The 20,734-nt window shown below is 57.2% G+C and carries 16 protein-coding genes and 3 rRNA genes; 4 read left to right on the top strand and 15 right to left on the bottom strand.

Features of this window, described 5'->3' with window-relative positions:
- Positions 1-110: 110 nt before the first annotated feature.
- From AC3IX1_RS07195 to AC3IX1_RS07180, 4 genes are all read right to left on the bottom strand, one after another.
- A complete protein-coding gene (locus AC3IX1_RS07195; protein ID WP_489387661.1) occupies positions 111-1,340 on the bottom strand; it encodes a hypothetical protein in 1,230 nt (409 codons plus the stop codon).
- A gap of 33 nt (positions 1,341-1,373) precedes the next feature.
- On the bottom strand, positions 1,374-1,790 hold the full coding sequence (locus tag AC3IX1_RS07190) for a YcgN family cysteine cluster protein (protein ID WP_489388697.1): 417 nt from the start codon (positions 1,788-1,790) through the stop codon (positions 1,374-1,376).
- Positions 1,791-1,882: 92 nt separating this feature from the next.
- Positions 1,883-2,299 carry a YcgN family cysteine cluster protein gene (locus tag AC3IX1_RS07185; protein ID WP_489388697.1) on the bottom strand — a complete coding sequence of 139 codons (417 nt, stop codon included), beginning with the start codon at positions 2,297-2,299 and terminating at the stop codon, positions 1,883-1,885.
- Between the two features lie 92 nt (positions 2,300-2,391).
- The gene (locus AC3IX1_RS07180; protein ID WP_095945369.1) at positions 2,392-2,841 is read right to left on the bottom strand and encodes a YcgN family cysteine cluster protein; all 450 of its coding nucleotides are present in this window, start codon (positions 2,839-2,841) and stop codon (positions 2,392-2,394) included.
- Between the two features lie 164 nt (positions 2,842-3,005).
- Here AC3IX1_RS07180 and AC3IX1_RS07175 point away from each other — a divergent pair, with 164 nt between their 5' ends.
- The gene (locus AC3IX1_RS07175) at positions 3,006-3,599 is read left to right on the top strand and encodes a nitroreductase family protein (RefSeq protein WP_150717811.1); all 594 of its coding nucleotides are present in this window, start codon (positions 3,006-3,008) and stop codon (positions 3,597-3,599) included.
- 124 nt (positions 3,600-3,723) lie between these two features.
- Here the strand turns inward: AC3IX1_RS07175 and AC3IX1_RS07170 are convergent, their stop codons facing one another.
- The 6 genes from AC3IX1_RS07170 to AC3IX1_RS07145 form a co-directional block, all read right to left on the bottom strand.
- On the bottom strand, positions 3,724-4,656 hold the full coding sequence (locus AC3IX1_RS07170; protein ID WP_489387660.1) for a D-2-hydroxyacid dehydrogenase: 933 nt from the start codon (positions 4,654-4,656) through the stop codon (positions 3,724-3,726).
- A 119-nt stretch (positions 4,657-4,775) separates the two neighbouring features.
- Positions 4,776-5,069, bottom strand: a complete 294-nt coding sequence (locus AC3IX1_RS07165; RefSeq protein WP_033041871.1) for a YcgL domain-containing protein — start codon at positions 5,067-5,069, stop codon at positions 4,776-4,778.
- Positions 5,066-6,199, bottom strand: coding sequence for a ribonuclease D (gene rnd, locus AC3IX1_RS07160; RefSeq protein WP_489387659.1), 1,134 nt, complete (start codon positions 6,197-6,199; stop codon positions 5,066-5,068). Before rnd ends, AC3IX1_RS07165 begins: the two co-directional genes overlap by 4 nt.
- A gap of 123 nt (positions 6,200-6,322) precedes the next feature.
- Positions 6,323-6,985, bottom strand: coding sequence for a class I SAM-dependent methyltransferase (locus tag AC3IX1_RS07155; RefSeq protein WP_489387658.1), 663 nt, complete (start codon positions 6,983-6,985; stop codon positions 6,323-6,325).
- A 72-nt stretch (positions 6,986-7,057) separates the two neighbouring features.
- On the bottom strand, positions 7,058-8,707 hold the full coding sequence (locus AC3IX1_RS07150) for a phosphoethanolamine transferase (protein WP_489387657.1): 1,650 nt from the start codon (positions 8,705-8,707) through the stop codon (positions 7,058-7,060).
- Between the two features lie 190 nt (positions 8,708-8,897).
- Positions 8,898-10,280 (bottom strand): glutamine synthetase family protein, encoded by a 1,383-nt coding sequence (locus AC3IX1_RS07145; protein ID WP_489387656.1) that lies wholly within the window; start codon positions 10,278-10,280, stop codon positions 8,898-8,900.
- Between the two features lie 472 nt (positions 10,281-10,752).
- Here AC3IX1_RS07145 and AC3IX1_RS07140 point away from each other — a divergent pair, with 472 nt between their 5' ends.
- From AC3IX1_RS07140 to AC3IX1_RS07130, 3 genes are all read left to right on the top strand, one after another.
- Positions 10,753-11,937: a cyanate transporter gene (locus tag AC3IX1_RS07140; RefSeq protein WP_489387655.1), complete on the top strand. Its 1,185-nt coding sequence runs from the start codon at positions 10,753-10,755 to the stop codon at positions 11,935-11,937.
- A gap of 13 nt (positions 11,938-11,950) precedes the next feature.
- Entirely contained in the window at positions 11,951-12,868 is a 918-nt protein-coding gene (locus tag AC3IX1_RS07135; RefSeq protein ID WP_489387654.1) for a DMT family transporter, read from the top strand.
- A 114-nt stretch (positions 12,869-12,982) separates the two neighbouring features.
- On the top strand, positions 12,983-13,921 hold the full coding sequence (locus AC3IX1_RS07130) for a LysR family transcriptional regulator (RefSeq protein ID WP_489388696.1): 939 nt from the start codon (positions 12,983-12,985) through the stop codon (positions 13,919-13,921).
- 3 nt (positions 13,922-13,924) lie between these two features.
- Here the strand turns inward: AC3IX1_RS07130 and AC3IX1_RS07125 are convergent, their stop codons facing one another.
- From AC3IX1_RS07125 to AC3IX1_RS07105, 5 genes are all read right to left on the bottom strand, one after another.
- On the bottom strand, positions 13,925-14,290 hold the full coding sequence (locus AC3IX1_RS07125) for a 5-carboxymethyl-2-hydroxymuconate Delta-isomerase (RefSeq protein ID WP_489387653.1): 366 nt from the start codon (positions 14,288-14,290) through the stop codon (positions 13,925-13,927).
- 57 nt (positions 14,291-14,347) lie between these two features.
- The gene (locus AC3IX1_RS07120; protein ID WP_489387652.1) at positions 14,348-15,274 is read right to left on the bottom strand and encodes a LysR family transcriptional regulator; all 927 of its coding nucleotides are present in this window, start codon (positions 15,272-15,274) and stop codon (positions 14,348-14,350) included.
- A gap of 159 nt (positions 15,275-15,433) precedes the next feature.
- Positions 15,434-15,549, bottom strand: a 5S ribosomal RNA gene (rrf, locus tag AC3IX1_RS07115).
- 171 nt (positions 15,550-15,720) lie between these two features.
- A 23S ribosomal RNA gene (locus tag AC3IX1_RS07110) occupies positions 15,721-18,614 on the bottom strand.
- A gap of 313 nt (positions 18,615-18,927) precedes the next feature.
- A 16S ribosomal RNA gene (locus AC3IX1_RS07105) occupies positions 18,928-20,464 on the bottom strand.
- The 16S, 23S and 5S rRNA genes sit together here, the layout of an rRNA operon.
- Positions 20,465-20,734: the final 270 nt, after the last annotated feature.

The raw sequence follows: 20,734 nt of genomic DNA, 5'->3' as shown, positions 1-20,734 counted from the left end.
CGGATCGTCCGGCGGGGCTGATGGCCCTATCGCGAGCAAGCTCGCTCCCACAGGGGATTTGTGTACGGCGCAGACCAAATGTGGGAGCGAGCCTGCTCGCGATGGCGGCGCTACTGAATCAACTCGGTACTGAGCACTTTTGAAGAACCACCGATCACGCTCTCACTGAGCAGAACAAACGCCTTGGTATCGATCTCCCCCAGCCGCATCGCCCCGCGCAACACATCATCCAGTGAACGCTTGTTGTGAGTTTTCAGGCGAATCTCGCGGTCCAGTTCTTGCAGCAACACCACCGCCCTGGCCACCTGCACCGCAGTGATCTGTTCACCGCGCAGCGTGGTGACTTTCTGGCTGCTCCTGAGCAGTTTTCCGTGCAGGTTCTCATAGCGCTCATCGCTCATGCCGCCGGCCCGGCGCATCAGTTCGATGGCGTAATACTCGGCAAAGCCTTCGCTGATCCAGTCGCTGCGCCGGGTGCCGTTGATCCGCCCGAACATCTGGGCCAACTCACGGACCAGGGCACTGGTGCCGCTTTCGCTGACCAACGGCAGACGGCTGTTGAGATAGATCGACTCATGGGCCGACTGGCTGCCGCGCCACATTGGATCATTGGCCCCGACGATCAGCAGTTTGCCCGGGTGTCGCGGATACAGCGCCTGCACTTGCGGCCAGACGAAGGTCAGCAGCGTCAGCACATCCATGCGGCGCATACCCTGCCCCAGCGGCGAGGCGACGGTGACCTCTGTCTCGCCCAGACGAGTACGGCGGCTGCCAAGCTGGCCAGCGAGCATCCAGCCCGTGGGCCGGTCGAACAGTCGGGAAGGGTTATCGATACGGAATTTATTCGGGCCAATTCGTGGCCACGCGGTTTCAACGCTTTTCCAGCCACCAGGCAGTTCGAATTCAAGGCGTGAAACCAGTTCGATGCCGTCCTGTTGATCGAGTCTGGCAGCCGGCACCAGATCGTCGCCGCGCATCAACGCCCAGTGTGGTGTCATGCGCGTGTCGAAGCTGCCGCTCTTGCGCCCGTGGCTGATGTTCACGCGGTAGGTCAGGCTGGCCTTGTCGGCCGTCGGATGCCAGACACCGCGCGCCGCTTTGCCGGGGGTCAGCTGCCATTGGCCGTCAGCCTTGAAATCACTGTAGTGGCTGCCGTCGCCGAGGTCGAAATCCAGGCTGCGTACCGCCGAGCCCTGGGCGAGCGTCAGGCGCACTTCGGCCTGATCGCTCTGGGGCAACAGGCGCACGTGGTAATCCAGGTTGACCTTGTTCGCAGCCCATACGGGCGAATTCACGGCCAGTAATCCAAGGATCCACGCTTGCCGCCATCCCACAGCCATACACACTCCTTCGTGAAACTGAAGCTCAGGCTATCAGCCTGCGCGGAAAATCAGGTGATCTTCCCAGTCATCTTCCGGCACGCTGCCTTCGGCGAGCATGCGCCCGGACTGGGAAATCCGCTCGTGATGCACGGCATCGCGATCACCGCACACCAGGTGATGCCACAACGGCAGGTCCTTGCCTTCGCTGACCAGGCGATAGCCGCAGGTCGGCGGCAGCCATTTGAATTCGTCGGCCTTGCCCGGCGTGAGCTGGATACAGTCCGGCACCGAGTCACGACGGTTGGGATAGTCCTTGCACTGGCAGGTTTTCAGGTCCAGCAACTTGCAGGCGATGCGTGTGTAATAGACGCTGTTGTCGTCTTCGTCTTCAAGCTTTTGCAGGCAGCACAATCCACAGCCGTCGCACAGCGCACGTGGTAATCCAGGTTGACCTTGTTCGCAGCCCATACGGGCGAATTCACGGCCAGTAATCCAAGGATCCACGCTTGCCGCCATCCCACAGCCATACACACTCCTTCGTGAAACTGAAGCTCAGGCTATCAGCCTGCGCGGAAAATCAGGTGATCTTCCCAGTCATCTTCCGGCACGCTGCCTTCGGCGAGCATGCGCCCGGACTGGGAAATCCGCTCGTGATGCACGGCATCGCGATCACCGCACACCAGGTGATGCCACAACGGCAGGTCCTTGCCTTCGCTGACCAGGCGATAGCCGCAGGTCGGCGGCAGCCATTTGAATTCGTCGGCCTTGCCCGGCGTGAGCTGGATACAGTCCGGCACCGAGTCACGACGGTTGGGATAGTCCTTGCACTGGCAGGTTTTCAGGTCCAGCAACTTGCAGGCGATGCGTGTGTAATAGACGCTGTTGTCGTCTTCGTCTTCAAGCTTTTGCAGGCAGCACAATCCACAGCCGTCGCACAGCGCACGTGGTAATCCAGGTTGACCTTGTTCGCAGCCCATACGGGCGAATTCACGGCCAGTAATCCAAGGATCCACGCTTGCCGCCATCCCACAGCCATACACACTCCTTCGTGAAACTGAAGCTCAGGCTATCAGCCTGCGCGGAAAATCAGGTGATCTTCCCAGTCATCTTCCGGCACGCTGCCTTCGGCGAGCATGCGCCCGGACTGGGAAATCCGCTCGTGATGCACGGCATCGCGATCACCGCACACCAGGTGATGCCACAACGGCAGGTCCTTGCCTTCGCTGACCAGGCGATAGCCGCAGGTCGGCGGCAGCCATTTGAATTCGTCGGCCTTGCCCGGCGTGAGCTGGATACAGTCCGGCACCGAGTCACGACGGTTGGGATAGTCCTTGCACTGGCAGGTTTTCAGGTCCAGCAACTTGCAGGCGATGCGTGTGTAATAGACGCTGTTGTCGTCTTCGTCTTCAAGCTTTTGCAGGCAGCACAATCCACAGCCGTCGCACAGCGACTCCCATTCCTCCTGATCGAGTTGATCGAGGGTCTTGCGTATCCAGAACGGTTCTACTTTGGCGGCCATGGTTCGAGTATCGACATCAGGTGGTGAAAAGGCCGCCAGTCTAGTGCCCGTAGCCCCGTGGGCCAAGCATTGGCGACTGTCGGTAGAACGGGCTTGTCAGTTTTTGCGCTGCCAAGTAGGGTTTTGCGTTGCTCCCACTTTCAAACGTAGCCAGGAATCTCTTGATGAGCGCCAACCCACGCGTTGCCGATTACGCCATTCACCCTCAGTTCACCGATCGCTGGTCGCCCCGCGCCTTCACTGGCGAAACGATTCCAGAGGAAACCCTGCTGAGCTTCTTCGAAGCCGCCCGCTGGGCACCCTCGGCCTACAACTCGCAACCCTGGCGCTTCCTCTACGCTCGTCGCGACACGCCAAACTGGGAGCGTTACCTGGGCCTGCTGAACGAATTCAACCGCAGTTGGGCGCAACATGCGTCGGCCCTGGTGATCGTGATTTCGAAAACCACCTTCACTGCGCCTGGCGCCACCGAAGAAACCCCGGCCCTGTGGCACACCTTCGACACCGGCTCCGCCTGGGGCCACCTGGCCTTGCAAGCGAGCCTGAGCGGCTGGCACACCCACGGCATGGCCGGTTTCGACCAGGAGCTGACCCGCAAGGAGCTGAACATTCCTGAAGGCTACGCACTGCACGCGGCCGTCGCGGTGGGCAAGCTGGGGGACAAGGCCAGCCTGGCGGATTACCTGCAAGCCCGTGAGGAGCCAAGCCCGCGTCGTCCATTGAGCGAGTTGGCGGCTGAAGGTGATTTCACCCTTTAAGCCACTGCAAAAAACATTGTAGGAGCGAGCCTGCTCGCGATGAGGCAGTGTCAGTCAAAGATATGTTGAATGACCCAACGCTATCGCGAGCAGGCTCGCTCCTACAATTTTGAGCGCGGAGGTTTCAATACCCCCGATCGAAATCCACTTCCCCGCGTAACGCCTCTCCCGCCTGATACGCCCGCAGGTTCTCGACAAACTGCTTCACCATCATCGAAGGCGAAGTCGGTGCCGAGCTGTGGCCGGTCAGCAGCAGGCCCCAGGCCGTCCAGAATGGATGACGCTGGGGCAAGGGTTCCTGACGGCACACGTCAATCACCGCGCCGGCCAAATGCCCTTCCTTCAAGGCGTCCACCAGGTCCGCATCGACCACCGCCACACCGCGCCCGGCGTTGATGAACAACCCGGTCGGCTTGAATTGCCTGAACAGCGCCGCGTCGTAGATGTCATGGGTGTCCGGCGTGTTCGGCAACAGATTGACCACGTAATCGACTTCACCGACCAGCCGAGGCAGATCCGCCAGCGAACCGACTTCGATAAACGGTGCCTGCTCCCGCGCGCTGCTGGCCACGCCATACAACTCGACGCCGAACGGCACGAGGAACTGCGCGACACTTTGACCGATATCACCGGTGCCGACGATCAACACCTTGCGCCCCGCCAGGCTCTGGCCATGGCGACTGTCCCACTTGCGCTCGACCTGGCTGACCAGTCGCGCCAGCACTTCACGTTCGTGACCGAGCATGTAGGTGAGCACGTACTCGGCCATGACCTGGCCGAAGATTCCGACTGCACGGGACAGCCGATAGTGCCGCGGCAAGCCATCGGCCAACAGCGGCGTGATGCCCGCCCAGGTCGATTGCAGCCATTGCGGTTGATGGCCCTGGCGTAACAGGGTCGCCAGCAAATCAGGCTGGCCGAGCCACACCGGGCAATCGGCGGCCTGGCTGGCCAGTTCGGCAGAATCACCGCTGGTCAGCACCTCCAGGTCCGGTGCCGCCTCGCGCAACAGTTGGGCGTACACCGGGTGGTCGTGTTCAGCAATCAGGACGCGCATGCTTCAAACCTTTCAAAAACGGTGCAGACGGCCGCCGACGGAGCAGTGCTCCGTCGATGCTGCCATCGCTAAAATCAATCAGTGTTCCATAACCACTCTGAACAGAGCCTGTCTGCCGCTCACATCGGATCGTTGCGACGCAACAATTCTTCCGGCAGGTGCTCGATGTATTCGTCTTCGGCAGGTGGCATTTGCAAGTGATAACCCTGTTTTTCGAGGTTTTCCAGCACAACCGTGATGTCTTCGCGCGACAGTTTACGCTCGGGGCTCAGCACCAGATCGAACGCATGGATGGCCTTGCCGAAGGCTGCCATCAGGGGCTCCGGCACGCGCTCCAGAGCGTCGCTCTTGAGCACATACAGGTACATTTCGTTTCTCTTCGAGCTGCGATAGATGGAACAAATACGTTTCAAGGCTGTTCTCCGGCGGTGGCCAGGCTGTCGAGCAGCGCCTGGCCCATCAATTCGCGGCGCCAGCCACGCAGCGAATCAGGCAATTGGTAGGGACCATTGGGGAAGCCGCTCTTGAGCAGCGCTTCCAGGGTTTTCTTGCGCAACATCAGTTCCGGCGCGATGTTCAGGCGCTCGGCTTCGGCCTGGCCTATGGCCTTCATTTGTTTGAGCAGCGCAGCGGCATCCACCGGCAACGGCTCCGGCACGGCTGGCGGCCATTGATCAGGCGACACACTGCCAGAGCGCTTGATCAGATCAAGCAGAAACTCGCCGTCCTGACGCACGGTACGCGGGTGCATGTCTTCGATTTTCGCCAGGGCACCGAGGTTATCCGGTTGCGTACGCGCCAGCGGCCACAACGAATGCTCGCGGATAATCCGGTTGCGCGGCAGGTCGCGGACCCGGGCTTCCTTTTCGCGCCACGCGCAGAGCTCACGCAAAACGGCGAGTTGGGCGCGGGACAGCTTCCAGGCCAGCTTGGCATCGCGATAGACCTCGTACGGGTCGATTTCGCGGCGCAGGTTGGCCACCAGTTCAGCGCCGTCTTCCAGGACCCAGGCGCACTTCTCGTCAGACAGCTTTGGACGCAGCTTTACGAAGACTTCAGCCAAATGCACGGCGTCTTCGGCGGCATAGCTGATCTGGGTTTCGGAAAGCGGACGTTGCAGCCAGTCGGAACGGGTTTCACCCTTGGGCAGGTCGATGCCGAGCACTTCCTGCACCAGTCGCGAATAGCCCATGGAAAAACCAAGGTTCAGGTAAGCGGCAGCCAGCTGCGTATCGAACAGCGGCGCCGGGAGGCTGCCGGTCAGGCGTAGCAGGACTTCGAGGTCTTCGCTGCACGCGTGGACAACTTTGAGCACTGCCGGATTTTCCAGCAACGCGGCTAATGGCTGCCAGTTGTCGATGGTCAGCGGGTCAATGAGATAGGCGCGAACGCCATCACCGATCTGCAGCAGGCCGGCGATTGGGTAGAAGGTGTCGACCCGCATGAATTCGGTATCGAGGGCAACGAATGGCAACTGTTGCCACTCGGCGCACAACCGTCCGAGGCTATCGTTGTCGCGAATCCAGTGAATATCGATGGCCACACGGCTCTCCCTTGAAGAATGGCGCGCAGTATATATCGCCCCCGGCGATTTCCGCGCATCCACTGAACAAGAGCGTTAGCGAAAATTACTGCGTGACATACAGAATAGTCCGACAAAGCCGGGCTAGCTGGTCTTACCCAGCACGTAGACCCGCATCCGCGCGCAACCGGGCAAAAAGTCCTGATGGCTGAGCAAGCGAAAACCCGCCTGCCTGAACTCGCTTTCCACTTCGGCCTGGGTCGGCAACGGCGGGGCCGGAACACCCTCCACGCCTGGGCGCGCGCCCTTGAAACGACCGTCGAGGCACACCGCGACAATCACCGTATCGCGACTGACCCGGTAAAACTCGCCAAGCATCGCCAGACGATGTTCCGGATTATGGAGGTGCTGAAACAGTTGCATGCAAAAAATGCAGTCAACCGCGTTCTCCGACAGGCCAATCGAGAACGCAGAGCTTTGAAAGGTGTTGACCCGCCTCAACAGACTCTGCGGGTGATGGGTGCGGGCATGATCGAGGATTCCCTGGGACGGATCCGTTGCGAGGATCACCCGATTGGCATGTTCGGCCAGCACCGACCAGTAACGCCCCACACCGCAGGCCACGTCAAGGATCAGACCCGGCTCGCCGGCCACCTTGAGCGCATTGCGCACCAGACGCTCCTCACGCCAGAGCGCCAGTCGCCCGACCACGCCCGGCGTTTGCGGCTGAAGGCAGACGCGCGCGTGTTCCTGGTCGTAGCGCCGGGCGATCTCAAGCTCGATGGCGGATGGGGGCTGAGCAGACATGTGCAATGGCTCTTGGTAAAAGTTCTACAGGCCGCAGGTCGGCGGCCGTCGCGTGAAACAGAATCGGAGCACTCAATCCTTGGCCAACACGCCGTCGGTCACTGGACCACGACATCCGGCAAACATGTCCAGACCCTGGTTGTAGACCTTGCTGTTGACCTCCAGCAGCCCAAGCATCGAATGGAACAGGTTGTCCTGGCTGAGGGACTTTTCACGGCCCTGTTGCAAGCAGCGGGTATCTACCGCAAACGATTTTTTATAGCTGTCGGAGAACCAGGCAAACATGGCTACATGCTTTTGCTGCTCCGGTGCCAACATGTAAGGCGTGCCGTGGAGGAACAAGTTGTATTCACCCAGGGACTCGCCGTGGTCCGACAGATACAGCATCGCGGTATCCACTTTGTCCTGGTTGCTGCGCAGCAGATCGATCAAGGTCGACAGCACATGGTCGGTATAGACCAGGGTGTTGTCGTAGCCATTGACGATACTTTCGCGACTGCAATTGTTCAGGGCATTACTCTCGCAAACCGGGGTGAAACGCTCGAACTCTTTCGGATAACGCTTGAAGTACTCCGGACCGTGGCTGCCCATCTGGTGCAATACCAGTACCGTGTCCTTGTCCAGGGTATCGATGAAATGCTGTAGCCCTTGCAGCAGGATTTCGTCGCGGCATTCACTGTTGGCGCACAGCGCCGGGTCCTTCAGATTGCTGACGTCCTGAAGGGTGACGCGATCGCACGTACCTTTGCAGCCTGACTGGTTGTCACGCCAGATCACGTCGATGCCCGCATGTTTGAGCACGTCCAGCAGGCCTTCTTCGTTCTTTGCCTTGCTGGCGTTGTAGTCCTTGCGCCCCATATTGGAGAACATGCAAGGCACCGATACGGCGGTTTCAGTACCGCAGGAATGCACATCGGTGAAAGCGATCAGGCCATCTTCCTTACTCAGTTTCGGAGTGGTGTCACGGCTATAGCCAAGGATGCCGAAGTTCTCCGCCCGGGCACTTTCACCCACGACCAGAACCGTCAGGGATTTGCGCCCGTGAGTTTGCCAGGCGAGGTTGCGCTGGGCATCCTCACCGATTTTGACAAAGGGTTGCCGGGCCGTCGCCACTTTCTCGCGCAAGAAACCAGCCGAGGCACCAATGTAGTTGCTTGGTACCACCATCAGGCGCAACTCGTGGTGATTGCGAAACAGCGAAGACAGGCCTTGATAGTTAACCAGTGCAACACCACCAATGACCGCTGCCGAGGCAAAAGTCACCAGAACTTTACTGAGTAGTTCACGGTGCCAACGACGATAATTAATCGGCGTCTTCCACAACAGCCAGGACGGTAAAACGCCGAGCAACAAAATATAAACAAACAACTTGAGCGACAGTAAGTCACGCACTTCCGCTGCATTGGTTTCAGCGAAGTTACGTAACATGCCGGTGTCGATCAGAACACCATACTGGCTCATGAAATACGCCACCCCCGCGCTGGTCATGAACAGCAGGGTCAGCACCGGCTTGAGCACCGGCCGGAATGCCAGCAGGGTCAGCACTATATTGAAAGCCGCGAAGATCATCATCCCGAAGGCCACACGCATGACGATGCCTTTGCCATCGGATGCAGTGATTTCGAACAGGTGTTGCCAAAGTACAAAATTGAAGCCAACTAACAAAAATGCACTGGCAATCAGTGTCACCCATTCGGGGCGCACGGTTTTAATTTTAAACATGAGATTTGGCGGCCCCTGAAAATAAGTGTCTTTGGCAAATGTGAAAATTTCATTTACCGAGACAGCTCTAATTTTAGGTAGCCAACCATCAATTTTTTGTGAAAAATAAGCCAACAATTAGTTGGCTTATTAAGTTCGCCTGACACTTTCAGACTATTTGAGAATGGTTCAGCCCTGGTTTAGCGTCGACTCAAGCCTGGTGCAAATACCAGCGCCAGTCCTGCTCACCGACCTCCCCCATGAATTGACGATATTCGGCGCGTTTCACCGCCAGGTAGACGCCGAGGAATTCGCCGCCGAAGGCTTCCCTGGCCCAACTCGAACCTTCCAGCGATCGCAAGGTGGTCAGCCAGTCTGTCGGCAACAGTTTCGCGGCCTGGGCGTAGCCATTGCCTTCCACCGGCGCACCAGGATCGAGCTGTTCGCGGATACCGCGATGAATACCAGCCAGAATCGCCGCAGCCGCCAGATAGGGGTTGGCATCTGCGCCACAAATACGATGTTCGATGTGCCGTGAATACGCCGGCCCGCCAGGTACTCGCAGGCTCACGGTGCGATTGTCCACGCCCCAGGTGGCCGCCAGGGGCGCATAGCTGTTGGCCTGGAATCGACGGTAGGAGTTGGCGTTAGGGCAGAACAGCAACAGCGAATCGAGCAGGGTACCGAGCATGCCGGCGACGGCCTGTTTGAGCAGGGGCGTTCCATCCGGGGCCTCGCTGGCAAAGAGGTTGTTGCCGTCCTTGTCCGCCAGGCTCACGTGCATGTGCATCCCGGTGCCGGCCAGGTCATCGAAGGGTTTGGCCATGAAGCAGGCTGTCATGCCGTGTTTGTGCGCCACTCCCTTGACCAGACGCTTGTAGCGCACCGCTTCGTCCATCGCCTGTAGCGCGTCGTTGCGGTGTTCGAGGGTGATCTCCACTTGCCCCGGCGCGTATTCGGAAATGGCCGTGCGCGCCGGAATCCCCTGGAGTTTGCAGGCGTTGTAGAGATCGGCCAGGAACGGCTCGATCTGCTCGAGTTCGCGCAACCCATAGACCTGGGTACCGCGCGGACGGCCGCCATCGACATCCCGTGCCGGTTGCGGTCGGCCATTGCTGTCGCGTTGCTGATCCAGCAAGTAGAACTCCAATTCCGCCGCCAAGACCGGGTAATAACCGTCGGCCTGCAACCCTTCGATGACTTTCGCCAGCAAATGACGGGGATCGGCAATGGTGGCGGGCATTCCTTCCGTCGGGTGCATGCTGACCTGCACGGCCGCCGTCGGAATCAGACGCCACGGCATACGCGTGAGGCTGCCACTGACCGGATAGGCCCGGCAGTCGATATCACCGACGTCCCAGACCAGCCCGGAGTTTTCCACATCATCACCATTGATGGTCAAGCCGAGGATGGTGCTCGGCAATGGCCGCCCGCTGTCATACACCGCCAGTAACTCGTCACGGTGCAACAGCTTGCCGCGCGGTACTCCATTGTTGTCGAGGATGAACAGCTCGAACATTTCAATATCCGGGTTCTGCTCCAGAAAGGTCAGGGCTTCTTGCCGAGTGGCAAACGAGGTCGTGGCACAACTCATGGGAACTCTCTTTTTCCGTGTCAGACGGGTACGCAAAAGCACCCGCACTTTAATCCCGCCATCAAGCGGAACAGGTAGGAACAATCAGCGGAAAAAGCAGGAATCCGGCGGGCGCGCATGGCGACAATGCCACAGCGCCCAGAAAGCCAGTTCAGAAGGAAGTGCAGAGAGGTTCGGTGCGGTGGCGGGCGTGAATCGACGACCAAGGCTCGACGATCGAGCGTCGATGACTGCCTTGATGTGGATTGCGACTGGCCAACCGTCCATAGAGAGAACCACAGAAAACTGATGACCCGCAGCGTCACACGATGGCCTAAGTCGTTAAATCGGGATTTGAAGAACCTTGGATGTCGTCTGGCTAAACATTTGGCTGCGACTTGTATTTAATTTCTAAATACTTCGGCGGAGTTTCTGATTTGCCGCCTCCAGGCCTCGCGCGCCTAATCGGAACCCTATTGTTCAAGGTCCGATCATGGAAAACACCCGAGTCACTTCCCGCCCTGCCCTCTGGTTCATGTTCAGCATTGTCCTGATTGCCCTGAATCTGCGCCCTTCCATGGCCGCTGTCGGGCCTCTACTCTTGGCGATTCGCAACGACATTGCGATGAGCTTCAGCCAGGCTTCACTGCTGACAATGTTGCCGGTGACGGCCATGGGGCTGGCGATGTTCGTCGGCCTGCGCATCAGCCAGCGACTCGGCGAGCAGCGCACGGTAGTGTTCTCCTTGCTGATCATCGGCGTGGCCACGCTTTCGCGATTGTTCCTTGATTCAGCCGCGGAGCTGCTCCTCAGCGCAGTGCTGGCAGGTATCGGGATCGCCCTGATCCAGGCCCTGATGCCAGCGCTGATCAAATACCGCTTCAGCGACCACGTTGCCCTGTGCATGGGTCTCTACGTCACGTCGATCATGGGCGGTGCCGCCTTGGGTGCTTCCTTTGCGCCGCTGGTGATGGAGCGTACTGGAAGCTGGCGTATGGGCCTGGCGATCTGGGCCGTTCTCGCCGTACTGGCGTTGTTCTTCTGGCGCAGCCAAAACGTGGGGATGCCAACACTGGATTCCAGGGCATCCGGCAAAGGTTCGTACTTCGCCAATTCCCGCGCGTGGTTACTCGCGATTTTCTTTGGCCTGGGTACTGCGTCCTACACCTGTGTCCTGGCCTGGCTGGCGCCGTATTACGTGGAAATGGGCTGGAGCGAACAGCACGCCGGTTTGCTGCTCGGGTTTCTGACCGCCATGGAAGTGCTGTCGGGCCTGCTGACGCCCGTCATCGCTAATCGCAGCCGCGACCGGCGCGTCGTGCTGATGGTATTGCTGACATTGATCATCGCCGGTTTCTGCGGACTGATTCTGAGCCCACGGCATTTGAGCCTGATGTGGCCATGCCTGCTGGGGCTGGGCATTGGAGGCCTGTTCCCGATGAGCCTGATCGTATCGCTGGATCACCTGGACAATCCATTGCGTGCCGGTGGCCTGACCGCATTCGTACAAAGCATCGGCTACTTGATCGCCGGCCTGTCGCCGCTGCTGGCGGGGATCATCCGCGACCGGCTCGGCAGCTTTGAATGGGCCTGGTGGTCGCTGACGGCGGTCATGGCGCTGATGATGCTGATGGTTTTGCGCTTCAACCCAAGGCACTACATCCGCCACATCCATTGATCCGAGGCCCGCCATGAAAATCACCGGTTTCGCCCTCGCTCACACCAGCATGCTGCTTTGGGCCTTGTTGATCGCCGCATCGTTTTCCGCGGCGGCGCAAGTGAGCCAGGCCATCGACCCGATCCTGCTGACCGGTTTGCGCCTGCTGTTTTGCGCCTTGGTGTTTCTGCCGCTGTTGCTGCTAAAAGGCGATGCCGTCATGACCGCCCGCGCGCTACTGGGTCACGCGGTGCTCGGCCTGCTGTTGGCGTTGTACTTCGGTTCGTTGTTCGAAGCATTGCGCTACACCTCGGCCGTCAACACCGGGACGATGTTCACGCTGGTGCCGCTGATGACCCTGGGGTTCGAAGCCGTGCTGACACCTGACTGTCGCCAGAAACAACGGATTATGCCCATGCTGCTCGCCGCCGCCGGGGCGGTTTTGTTGATCATGAAAGGCACCGGCCCCGGCGAGTTGCCATCACCGTATGCATTGACGGTGTACGGCATTGGCTGCCTGGCGATGGCGCTCTACGCCCCCCTCAGCCAACGCCTGAAAACCAATAGCCTCAAGGGACGCGGACCGGTACCCATGACGTTCTGGAACATGCTGTTCGGTGCGCTGTTTCTCCTGGTGTTCTGTGGATTCAGTGGCGGTTGGCGCTCGGCATCATTGCTGACGCTCAACGATTTCTATTGGCTGATGTACCTGGCGGTGTTCGCCACCCTGGCGACGTTCTGGCTGCTGCACCGGGCCATCGGCGTGATCGCGCCGTCCTCGGTGATTTCCTACATCTACCTGAGCACGCTGTTCATCACTTTGTTTCACTGGCTTTGGGGGCGCCAGATGCCGCTGCCGCTGGAAATGGCCGGCGCAGTGCTGGTGGGCCTCGGCATGTTCGCGCTATTGATGTCCAGCCGCCGCGCCGTGTCGGCGATGGTCCAGGGCTGACAGGGTCTTGGGCGAAACGTCCTGCAAGGCATTTTCCATGCTCGCTCATTCCGCTAGGATAATTCACCCACCCTTGCACACGGTCAGCGTAAGGGACGCAGCGAGATGGAATGGATGCTCAACAGTAATTCGCTTAGAAAGCTCGACATGCAGGACCTCATGGTGTTCGTCGCCCTGTATGAGCAGAACAGCGTCACCGACGTATCCGAGACGCTCTGCGTCAGCCAGTCCACTGTGAGTTACTGCCTGAAAAAACTGCGCACAAGCTTCGAGGACGAGCTGTTCATCAATACCCGTACCGGCGGCATGCAGCCCACCGGCAAGGCCAGCGCGATGTACCCTCACGTGCTGAAAATCCTCGAAAGCATCAACCTGTGTCACGCCGGCTTACCCACGTTCGACCCGGGCCTGCGACCCGTGACCTTCAACATCTGCGCCCCGGAATATTTCGAACAACTGATCCTGCCGCGTCTGTTGAAAACCTTCGACCTCGCCGATCTTCCGGTGATGGTCAATGTGTTCAAACTCGAAGCCGATATCCCTGCCGAAGCATTGCGCGAAGGCAGACTCGACCTGGTGATGTGCTTCGGCCCGAACTTTCATCGCAGTCACGTCGATTTCAAATCGCAGACGCTGCTCGAAGATGATCTGGTGTGTGTGTTCGACAAACGCGCCACGCCGGCAGAACCACGCTTGAGCCTGCAAACCTATGTCGAACGTCGACACGTGTTCCCGACACCCTGGACGTCCGCCACCAATATGGTCGACGGCTGGCTTGCGCAGCAGGCACAACAGCGCCGGATCGTCGCACGCGCCAACAGCTACAGTGCCGCGCTGAAGCTGATTACCGGCACCGACTATGTCCTGACCCTGCCCCGGCGCATCCAGCGATTGCTGGCCAGTGCAGACACCTTCAATCACTGTGAAGCGCCCGAAGGCTTGCCGGGTTTCACCCTCGACATGCAGTGGAACCAGGGTGTCGATCAGGAAAGCGCCAGCACCTGGTTGCGAACACAAGTGATCCAGGCCTGCATCGAGCAGCAGTCAGCCTGATGTTCAGTTGTTGATGGCGGTCTTGCTGTAGGAGTCGCGATCGATGTCGAGAATTTCCACGCATAACTGGACCTCAATGCTGCTCGGCCACTCACACAGGTCCCGCACCACTGCCAGCAGGTTTTCAGACAGCTGTTTCTTGATCTGTGCGGAACGACCACTCAACAGCGCCAGTTTCACATGCACGAACGCTCGCTCAGCCAGCGCCGTACCGACCTTGAACGTATCGACCTTGACCGCGCGGCTCTTGATGTCGAATTCGGCAGCAAACTGACCGGAACCCACCAACGTATTGTTCAACCGCATCAATGCCACATCGGCATTCAGATCAGTCAGGTTGGCGGTGTATTCCATGTGCAGGTGAGGCATGAGTCAGTTCCTGTAAGTGGGTGGAGAGGTCGTACATATAGCACAGCACCGCCCTGTTCATTCGGGCAGTGGCAAAACGGCACGCTCACTCATGAACGCTTCCAGGCGCGAGCGCAACCAGCGCTCGGCAGGGTCGGTATCGACATGACTGAGCCAGACCATGGACAGGTCCAGGGTGGGTGTCTTGATCGGAAAGGGTTCCTTGAACAGCATTCCCGATGCAGCCATCGCCTCGGCGGTGTAGTCCGGCAGGCTGGCAATCAGGTCCGTCCCGGCAAGCAGGGCCGGCAAAGAACTGTATTGCGGTACCGAGAGCACCACCTGGCGCGTGCGGCCGATGTCCGCCAGCCACTCGTCGGCGTAGCCACTGACGTTGGCGGTATGGGACACCAGCACGTGTGGCCGCGCGCAATATTCATCGAGGGTCAGTGGTGTGTCGGAGGCATCGGCGCGCAAAATGCTGGGCTGGATGTGCCGCAGCAACTTGCGCTTGGCATTGGCCGGCAAGCCACGGGTCTGGCTGATACCCACCGTGATATCGCCGGACGCCAGCAAGTCGGGAATCCGCCAGTAATCGACATGCTGCACAACGAACACCACGTTGGGCGCTTCCTGGCGCAATGCTCGCAGCAATGGCGGCAACAGGCCGAACTCGACATCGTCGGACAACCCGATGCGGAACGTCATCGTGCTGCTGGCCGGGTCAAAATCATGGGTCAGGCTCAAGGCCACGGACAAGGAATCCAGCGCCGGTGAGAGATGCCTGATGATCTCCTCGGCCCGTGCCGTCGGCTCCATGCGATGGCCAACGCGTATGAACAGCGGATCATTGAACATCGCACGCAAGCGGTTGAGCGCCGAACTGATGGTCGGCTGGCCGAGAAACAGCTTCTCCGCCACCCGAGTGACATTGCGCTCGAGCATCAATGTTTCGAACACCACCATCAGGTTGATATCCGCCTTGCGAAGTTCATTGCGATTCATCTACTGCCCCCGATCCCCAAATCTGCTGACAGTTTAGGTATCGGATGCGACTTCCGTCTATCCGACTCAGGTCCAACAGCCTGATACTGTGTACGAACTTTCCCGCGGCCAAAAACAAAACCCCTACCTGCATGCGCAGATAGGGGTTTCGGAATTTAATCTTGACGATGACCTACTCTCACATGGGGAAACCCCACACTACCATCGGCGATGCATCGTTTCACTGCTGAGTTCGGGATGGGATCAGGTGGTTCCAACGCTCTATGGTCGTCAAGAAATTCGGGTACTGAGTCGTGGCCAGCTGGCCTCGCTTCAGCAAATTGGGTATGTGATAGCTTCGGTGTTTTGTGCTGCTTTTGTGAGCAGAGCCGAACTTTCGGTTCTTTCGTCTTCACACACCGCAATCTGATGCTTCTTTCGAAGTAAGCAAATTGCTTGGGTGTTATATGGTCAAGCCTCACGGGCAATTAGTATTGGTTAGCTCAACGCCTCACAGCGCTTACACACCCAACCTATCAACGTCGTAGTCTTCGACGGCCCTTCAGGGGACTCAAGGTCCCAGTGAGATCTCATCTTGAGGCAAGTTTCCCGCTTAGATGCTTTCAGCGGTTATCTTTTCCGAACATAGCTACCCGGCAATGCCACTGGCGTGACAACCGGAACACCAGAGGTTCGTCCACTCCGGTCCTCTCGTACTAGGAGCAGCCCCTCTCAAATCTCAAACGTCCACGGCAGATAGGGACCGAACTGTCTCACGACGTTCTAAACCCAGCTCGCGTACCACTTTAAATGGCGAACAGCCATACCCTTGGGACCGGCTTCAGCCCCAGGATGTGATGAGCCGACATCGAGGTGCCAAACACCGCCGTCGATATGAACTCTTGGGCGGTATCAGCCTGTTATCCCCGGAGTACCTTTTATCCGTTGAGCGATGGCCCTTCCATACAGAACCACCGGATCACTAAGACCTACTTTCGTACCTGCTCGACGTGTCTGTCTCGCAGTCAAGCGCGCTTTTGCCTTTATACTCTACGACCGATTTCCGACCGGTCTGAGCGCACCTTCGTACTCCTCCGTTACTCTTTAGGAGGAGACCGCCCCAGTCAAACTACCCACCATACACTGTCCTCGATCCGGATAACGGACCTGAGTTAGAACCTCAAAGTTGCCAGGGTGGTATTTCAAGGTTGGCTCCACGCGAACTGGCGTCCACGCTTCAAAGCCTCCCACCTATCCTACACAAGCAAATTCAAAGTCCAGTGCAAAGCTATAGTAAAGGTTCACGGGGTCTTTCCGTCTAGCCGCGGATACACTGCATCTTCACAGCGATTTCAATTTCACTGAGTCTCGGGTGGAGACAGCGCCGCCATCGTTACGCCATTCGTGCAGGTCGGAACTTACCCGACAAGGAATTTCGCTACCTTAGGACCGTTATAGTTACGGCCGCCGTTTACCGGGGCTTCGATCAAGAGCTTCGCGTTAGCTAACCCCATCAATTAACCTTCCGGCACCGGGCAGGCGTCACACCCTATACGTCCACTTTCGTGTTTGCAGAGTGCTGTGTTTTTAATAAACAGTCGCAGCGGCCTGGTATCTTCGACCGGCGTGGGCTTACGGAGCAAGTCCTTCACCCTCACCGGCGCACCTTCTCCCGAAGTTACGGTGCCATTTTGCCTAGTTCCTTCACCCGAGTTCTCTCAAGCGCCTTGGTATTCTCTACCCAACCACCTGTGTCGGTTTGGGGTACGGTTCCTGGTTACCTGAAGCTTAGAAGCTTTTCTTGGAAGCATGGCATCAACCACTTCGTGTTCTAAAAGAACACTCGTCATCAGCTCTCGGCCTTAGAATCCCGGATTTACCTAAGATTCCAGCCTACCACCTTAAACTTGGACAACCAACGCCAAGCTGGCCTAGCCTTCTCCGTCCCTCCATCGCAATAACCAGAAGTACAGGAATATTAACCTGTTTTCCATCGACTACGCTTTTCAGCCTCGCCTTAGGGACCGACTAACCCTGCGTCGATTAACGTTGCGCAGGAAACCTTGGTCTTTCGGCGTGGGTGTTTTTCACACCCATTGTCGTTACTCATGTCAGCATTCGCACTTCTGATACCTCCAGCAAGCTTCTCAACTCACCTTCACAGGCTTACAGAACGCTCCTCTACCGCATCATCCGAAGATGATACCCGTAGCTTCGGTGTATGGTTTGAGCCCCGTTACATCTTCCGCGCAGGCCGACTCGACTAGTGAGCTATTACGCTTTCTTTAAAGGGTGGCTGCTTCTAAGCCAACCTCCTAGCTGTCTAAGCCTTCCCACATCGTTTCCCACTTAACCATAACTTTGGGACCTTAGCTGACGGTCTGGGTTGTTTCCCTTTTCACGACGGACGTTAGCACCCGCCGTGTGTCTCCCATGCTCGGCACTTGTAGGTATTCGGAGTTTGCATCGGTTTGGTAAGTCGGGATGACCCCCTAGCCGAAACAGTGCTCTACCCCCTACAGTGATACATGAGGCGCTACCTAAATAGCTTTCGAGGAGAACCAGCTATCTCCGAGCTTGATTAGCCTTTCACTCCGATCCACAGGTCATCCGCTAACTTTTCAACGGTAGTCGGTTCGGTCCTCCAGTTAGTGTTACCCAACCTTCAACCTGCCCATGGATAGATCGCCCGGTTTCGGGTCTATTCCCAGCGACTAGACGCCCTATTAAGACTCGCTTTCGCTACGCCTCCCCTATTCGGTTAAGCTCGCCACTGAAAATAAGTCGCTGACCCATTATACAAAAGGTACGCAGTCACCCAACAAAGTGGGCTCCCACTGCTTGTACGCATACGGTTTCAGGATCTATTTCACTCCCCTCTCCGGGGTTCTTTTCGCCTTTCCCTCACGGTACTAGTTCACTATCGGTCAGTCAGTAGTATTTAGCCTTGGAGGATGGTCCCCCCATATTCAGACAAAGTTTCTCGTGCTCCGTCCTACTCGATTTCATGACCAAGAGATTTTCGCGTACAGGGCTATCACCCACTATGGCCGCACTTTCCAGAGCGTTCCGCTAATCTCAAAGCCACTTAAGGGCTAGTCCCCGTTCGCTCGCCACTACTAAGGGAATCTCGGTTGATTTCTTTTCCTCAGGGTACTTAGATGTTTCAGTTCCCCTGGTTCGCCTCTTGCACCTATGTATTCAGTACAAGATAACCATCTTATGATGGCTGGGTTCCCCCATTCAGACATCTCCGGATCAAAGTCTGTTTGCCGACTCCCCGAAGCTTTTCGCAGGCTACCACGTCTTTCATCGCCTCTGACTGCCAAGGCATCCACCGTATGCGCTTCTTCACTTGACCATATAACCCCAAGCAATCTGGTTATACTATGAAGACGACATTCGCCGAAAATTCGATTGAGCTCCTAAGAGCAACTCACAAATTTTACCTTAGCCTGATCCGTTACCAGTGAAAGTAACGTTCAGTCTATCTTTCTATCACATACCCAAATTTTTAAAGAACGAACTAGTCAAAGACTAGAAATCAATATTCACGCTGGAATATTCATTTTCTAAACTCTAACGAAGCAGACCACCTTAAAGGCTGGCCTCTCGTCTTCTACAATGAATCAAGCAATTCGTGTGGGAACTTATGGAGCAGCTGAGTCGTCGATTAAGGAGGTGATCCAGCCGCAGGTTCCCCTACGGCTACCTTGTTACGACTTCACCCCAGTCATGAATCACACCGTGGTAACCGTCCTCCCGAAGGTTAGACTAGCTACTTCTGGTGCAACCCACTCCCATGGTGTGACGGGCGGTGTGTACAAGGCCCGGGAACGTATTCACCGCGACATTCTGATTCGCGATTACTAGCGATTCCGACTTCACGCAGTCGAGTTGCAGACTGCGATCCGGACTACGATCGGTTTTGTGGGATTAGCTCCACCTCGCGGCTTGGCAACCCTCTGTACCGACCATTGTAGCACGTGTGTAGCCCAGGCCGTAAGGGCCATGATGACTTGACGTCATCCCCACCTTCCTCCGGTTTGTCACCGGCAGTCTCCTTAGAGTGCCCACCATTACGTGCTGGTAACTAAGGACAAGGGTTGCGCTCGTTACGGGACTTAACCCAACATCTCACGACACGAGCTGACGACAGCCATGCAGCACCTGTCTCAATGTTCCCGAAGGCACCAATCCATCTCTGGAAAGTTCATTGGATGTCAAGGCCTGGTAAGGTTCTTCGCGTTGCTTCGAATTAAACCACATGCTCCACCGCTTGTGCGGGCCCCCGTCAATTCATTTGAGTTTTAACCTTGCGGCCGTACTCCCCAGGCGGTCAACTTAATGCGTTAGCTGCGCCACTAAGAGCTCAAGGCTCCCAACGGCTAGTTGACATCGTTTACGGCGTGGACTACCAGGGTATCTAATCCTGTTTGCTCCCCACGCTTTCGCACCTCAGTGTCAGTATCAGTCCAGGTGGTCGCCTTCGCCACTGGTGTTCCTTCCTATATCTACGCATTTCACCGCTACACAGGAAATTCCACCACCCTCTACCATACTCTAGCTTGTCAGTTTTGAATGCAGTTCCCAGGTTGAGCCCGGGGCTTTCACATCCAACTTAACAAACCACCTACGCGCGCTTTACGCCCAGTAATTCCGATTAACGCTTGCACCCTCTGTATTACCGCGGCTGCTGGCACAGAGTTAGCCGGTGCTTATTCTGTCGGTAACGTCAAAACACTAACGTATTAGGTTAATGCCCTTCCTCCCAACTTAAAGTGCTTTACAATCCGAAGACCTTCTTCACACACGCGGCATGGCTGGATCAGGCTTTCGCCCATTGTCCAATATTCCCCACTGCTGCCTCCCGTAGGAGTCTGGACCGTGTCTCAGTTCCAGTGTGACTGATCATCCTCTCAGACCAGTTACGGATCGTCGCCTTGGTGAGCCATTACCTCACCAACTAGCTAATCCGACCTAGGCTCATCTGATAGCGCAAGGCCCGAAGGTCCCCTGCTTTCTCCCGTAGGACGTATGCGGTATTAGCGTTCCTTTCGAAACGTTGTCCCCCACTACCAGGCAGATTCCTAGGCATTACTCACCCGTCCGCCGCTGAATTCAGGAGCAAGCTCCTGTCATCCGCTCGACTTGCATGTGTTAGGCCTGCCGCCAGCGTTCAATCTGAGCCATGATCAAACTCTTCAGTTCAAACATCTTTGGGTTTTGAGAAAACCCTAAACTTGGCTCAGCAATCGTTGGTTACATCTTTGATTTCTCGCGGAGTAACTTGTGATGCTGATAATCTGTTGACTAGCAGTCTGACTCCACAAGCACCCACACGAATTGCTTGATTCAGTTGTTAAAGAGCGGTTGGTTAAGATCTTTCGTCTCAACCGAGGTGCGCATCTTACAGCGCATCTTTTCAATTTGCAACCTTAAAAGTTTCTGATTTTTCAACAAAATCAACTACTTAAACCA

It is taken from the genome of Pseudomonas sp. KH_046_2 (assembly GCF_057838985.1).
This window is presented reverse-complemented; position numbering and strand designations above follow the sequence as displayed.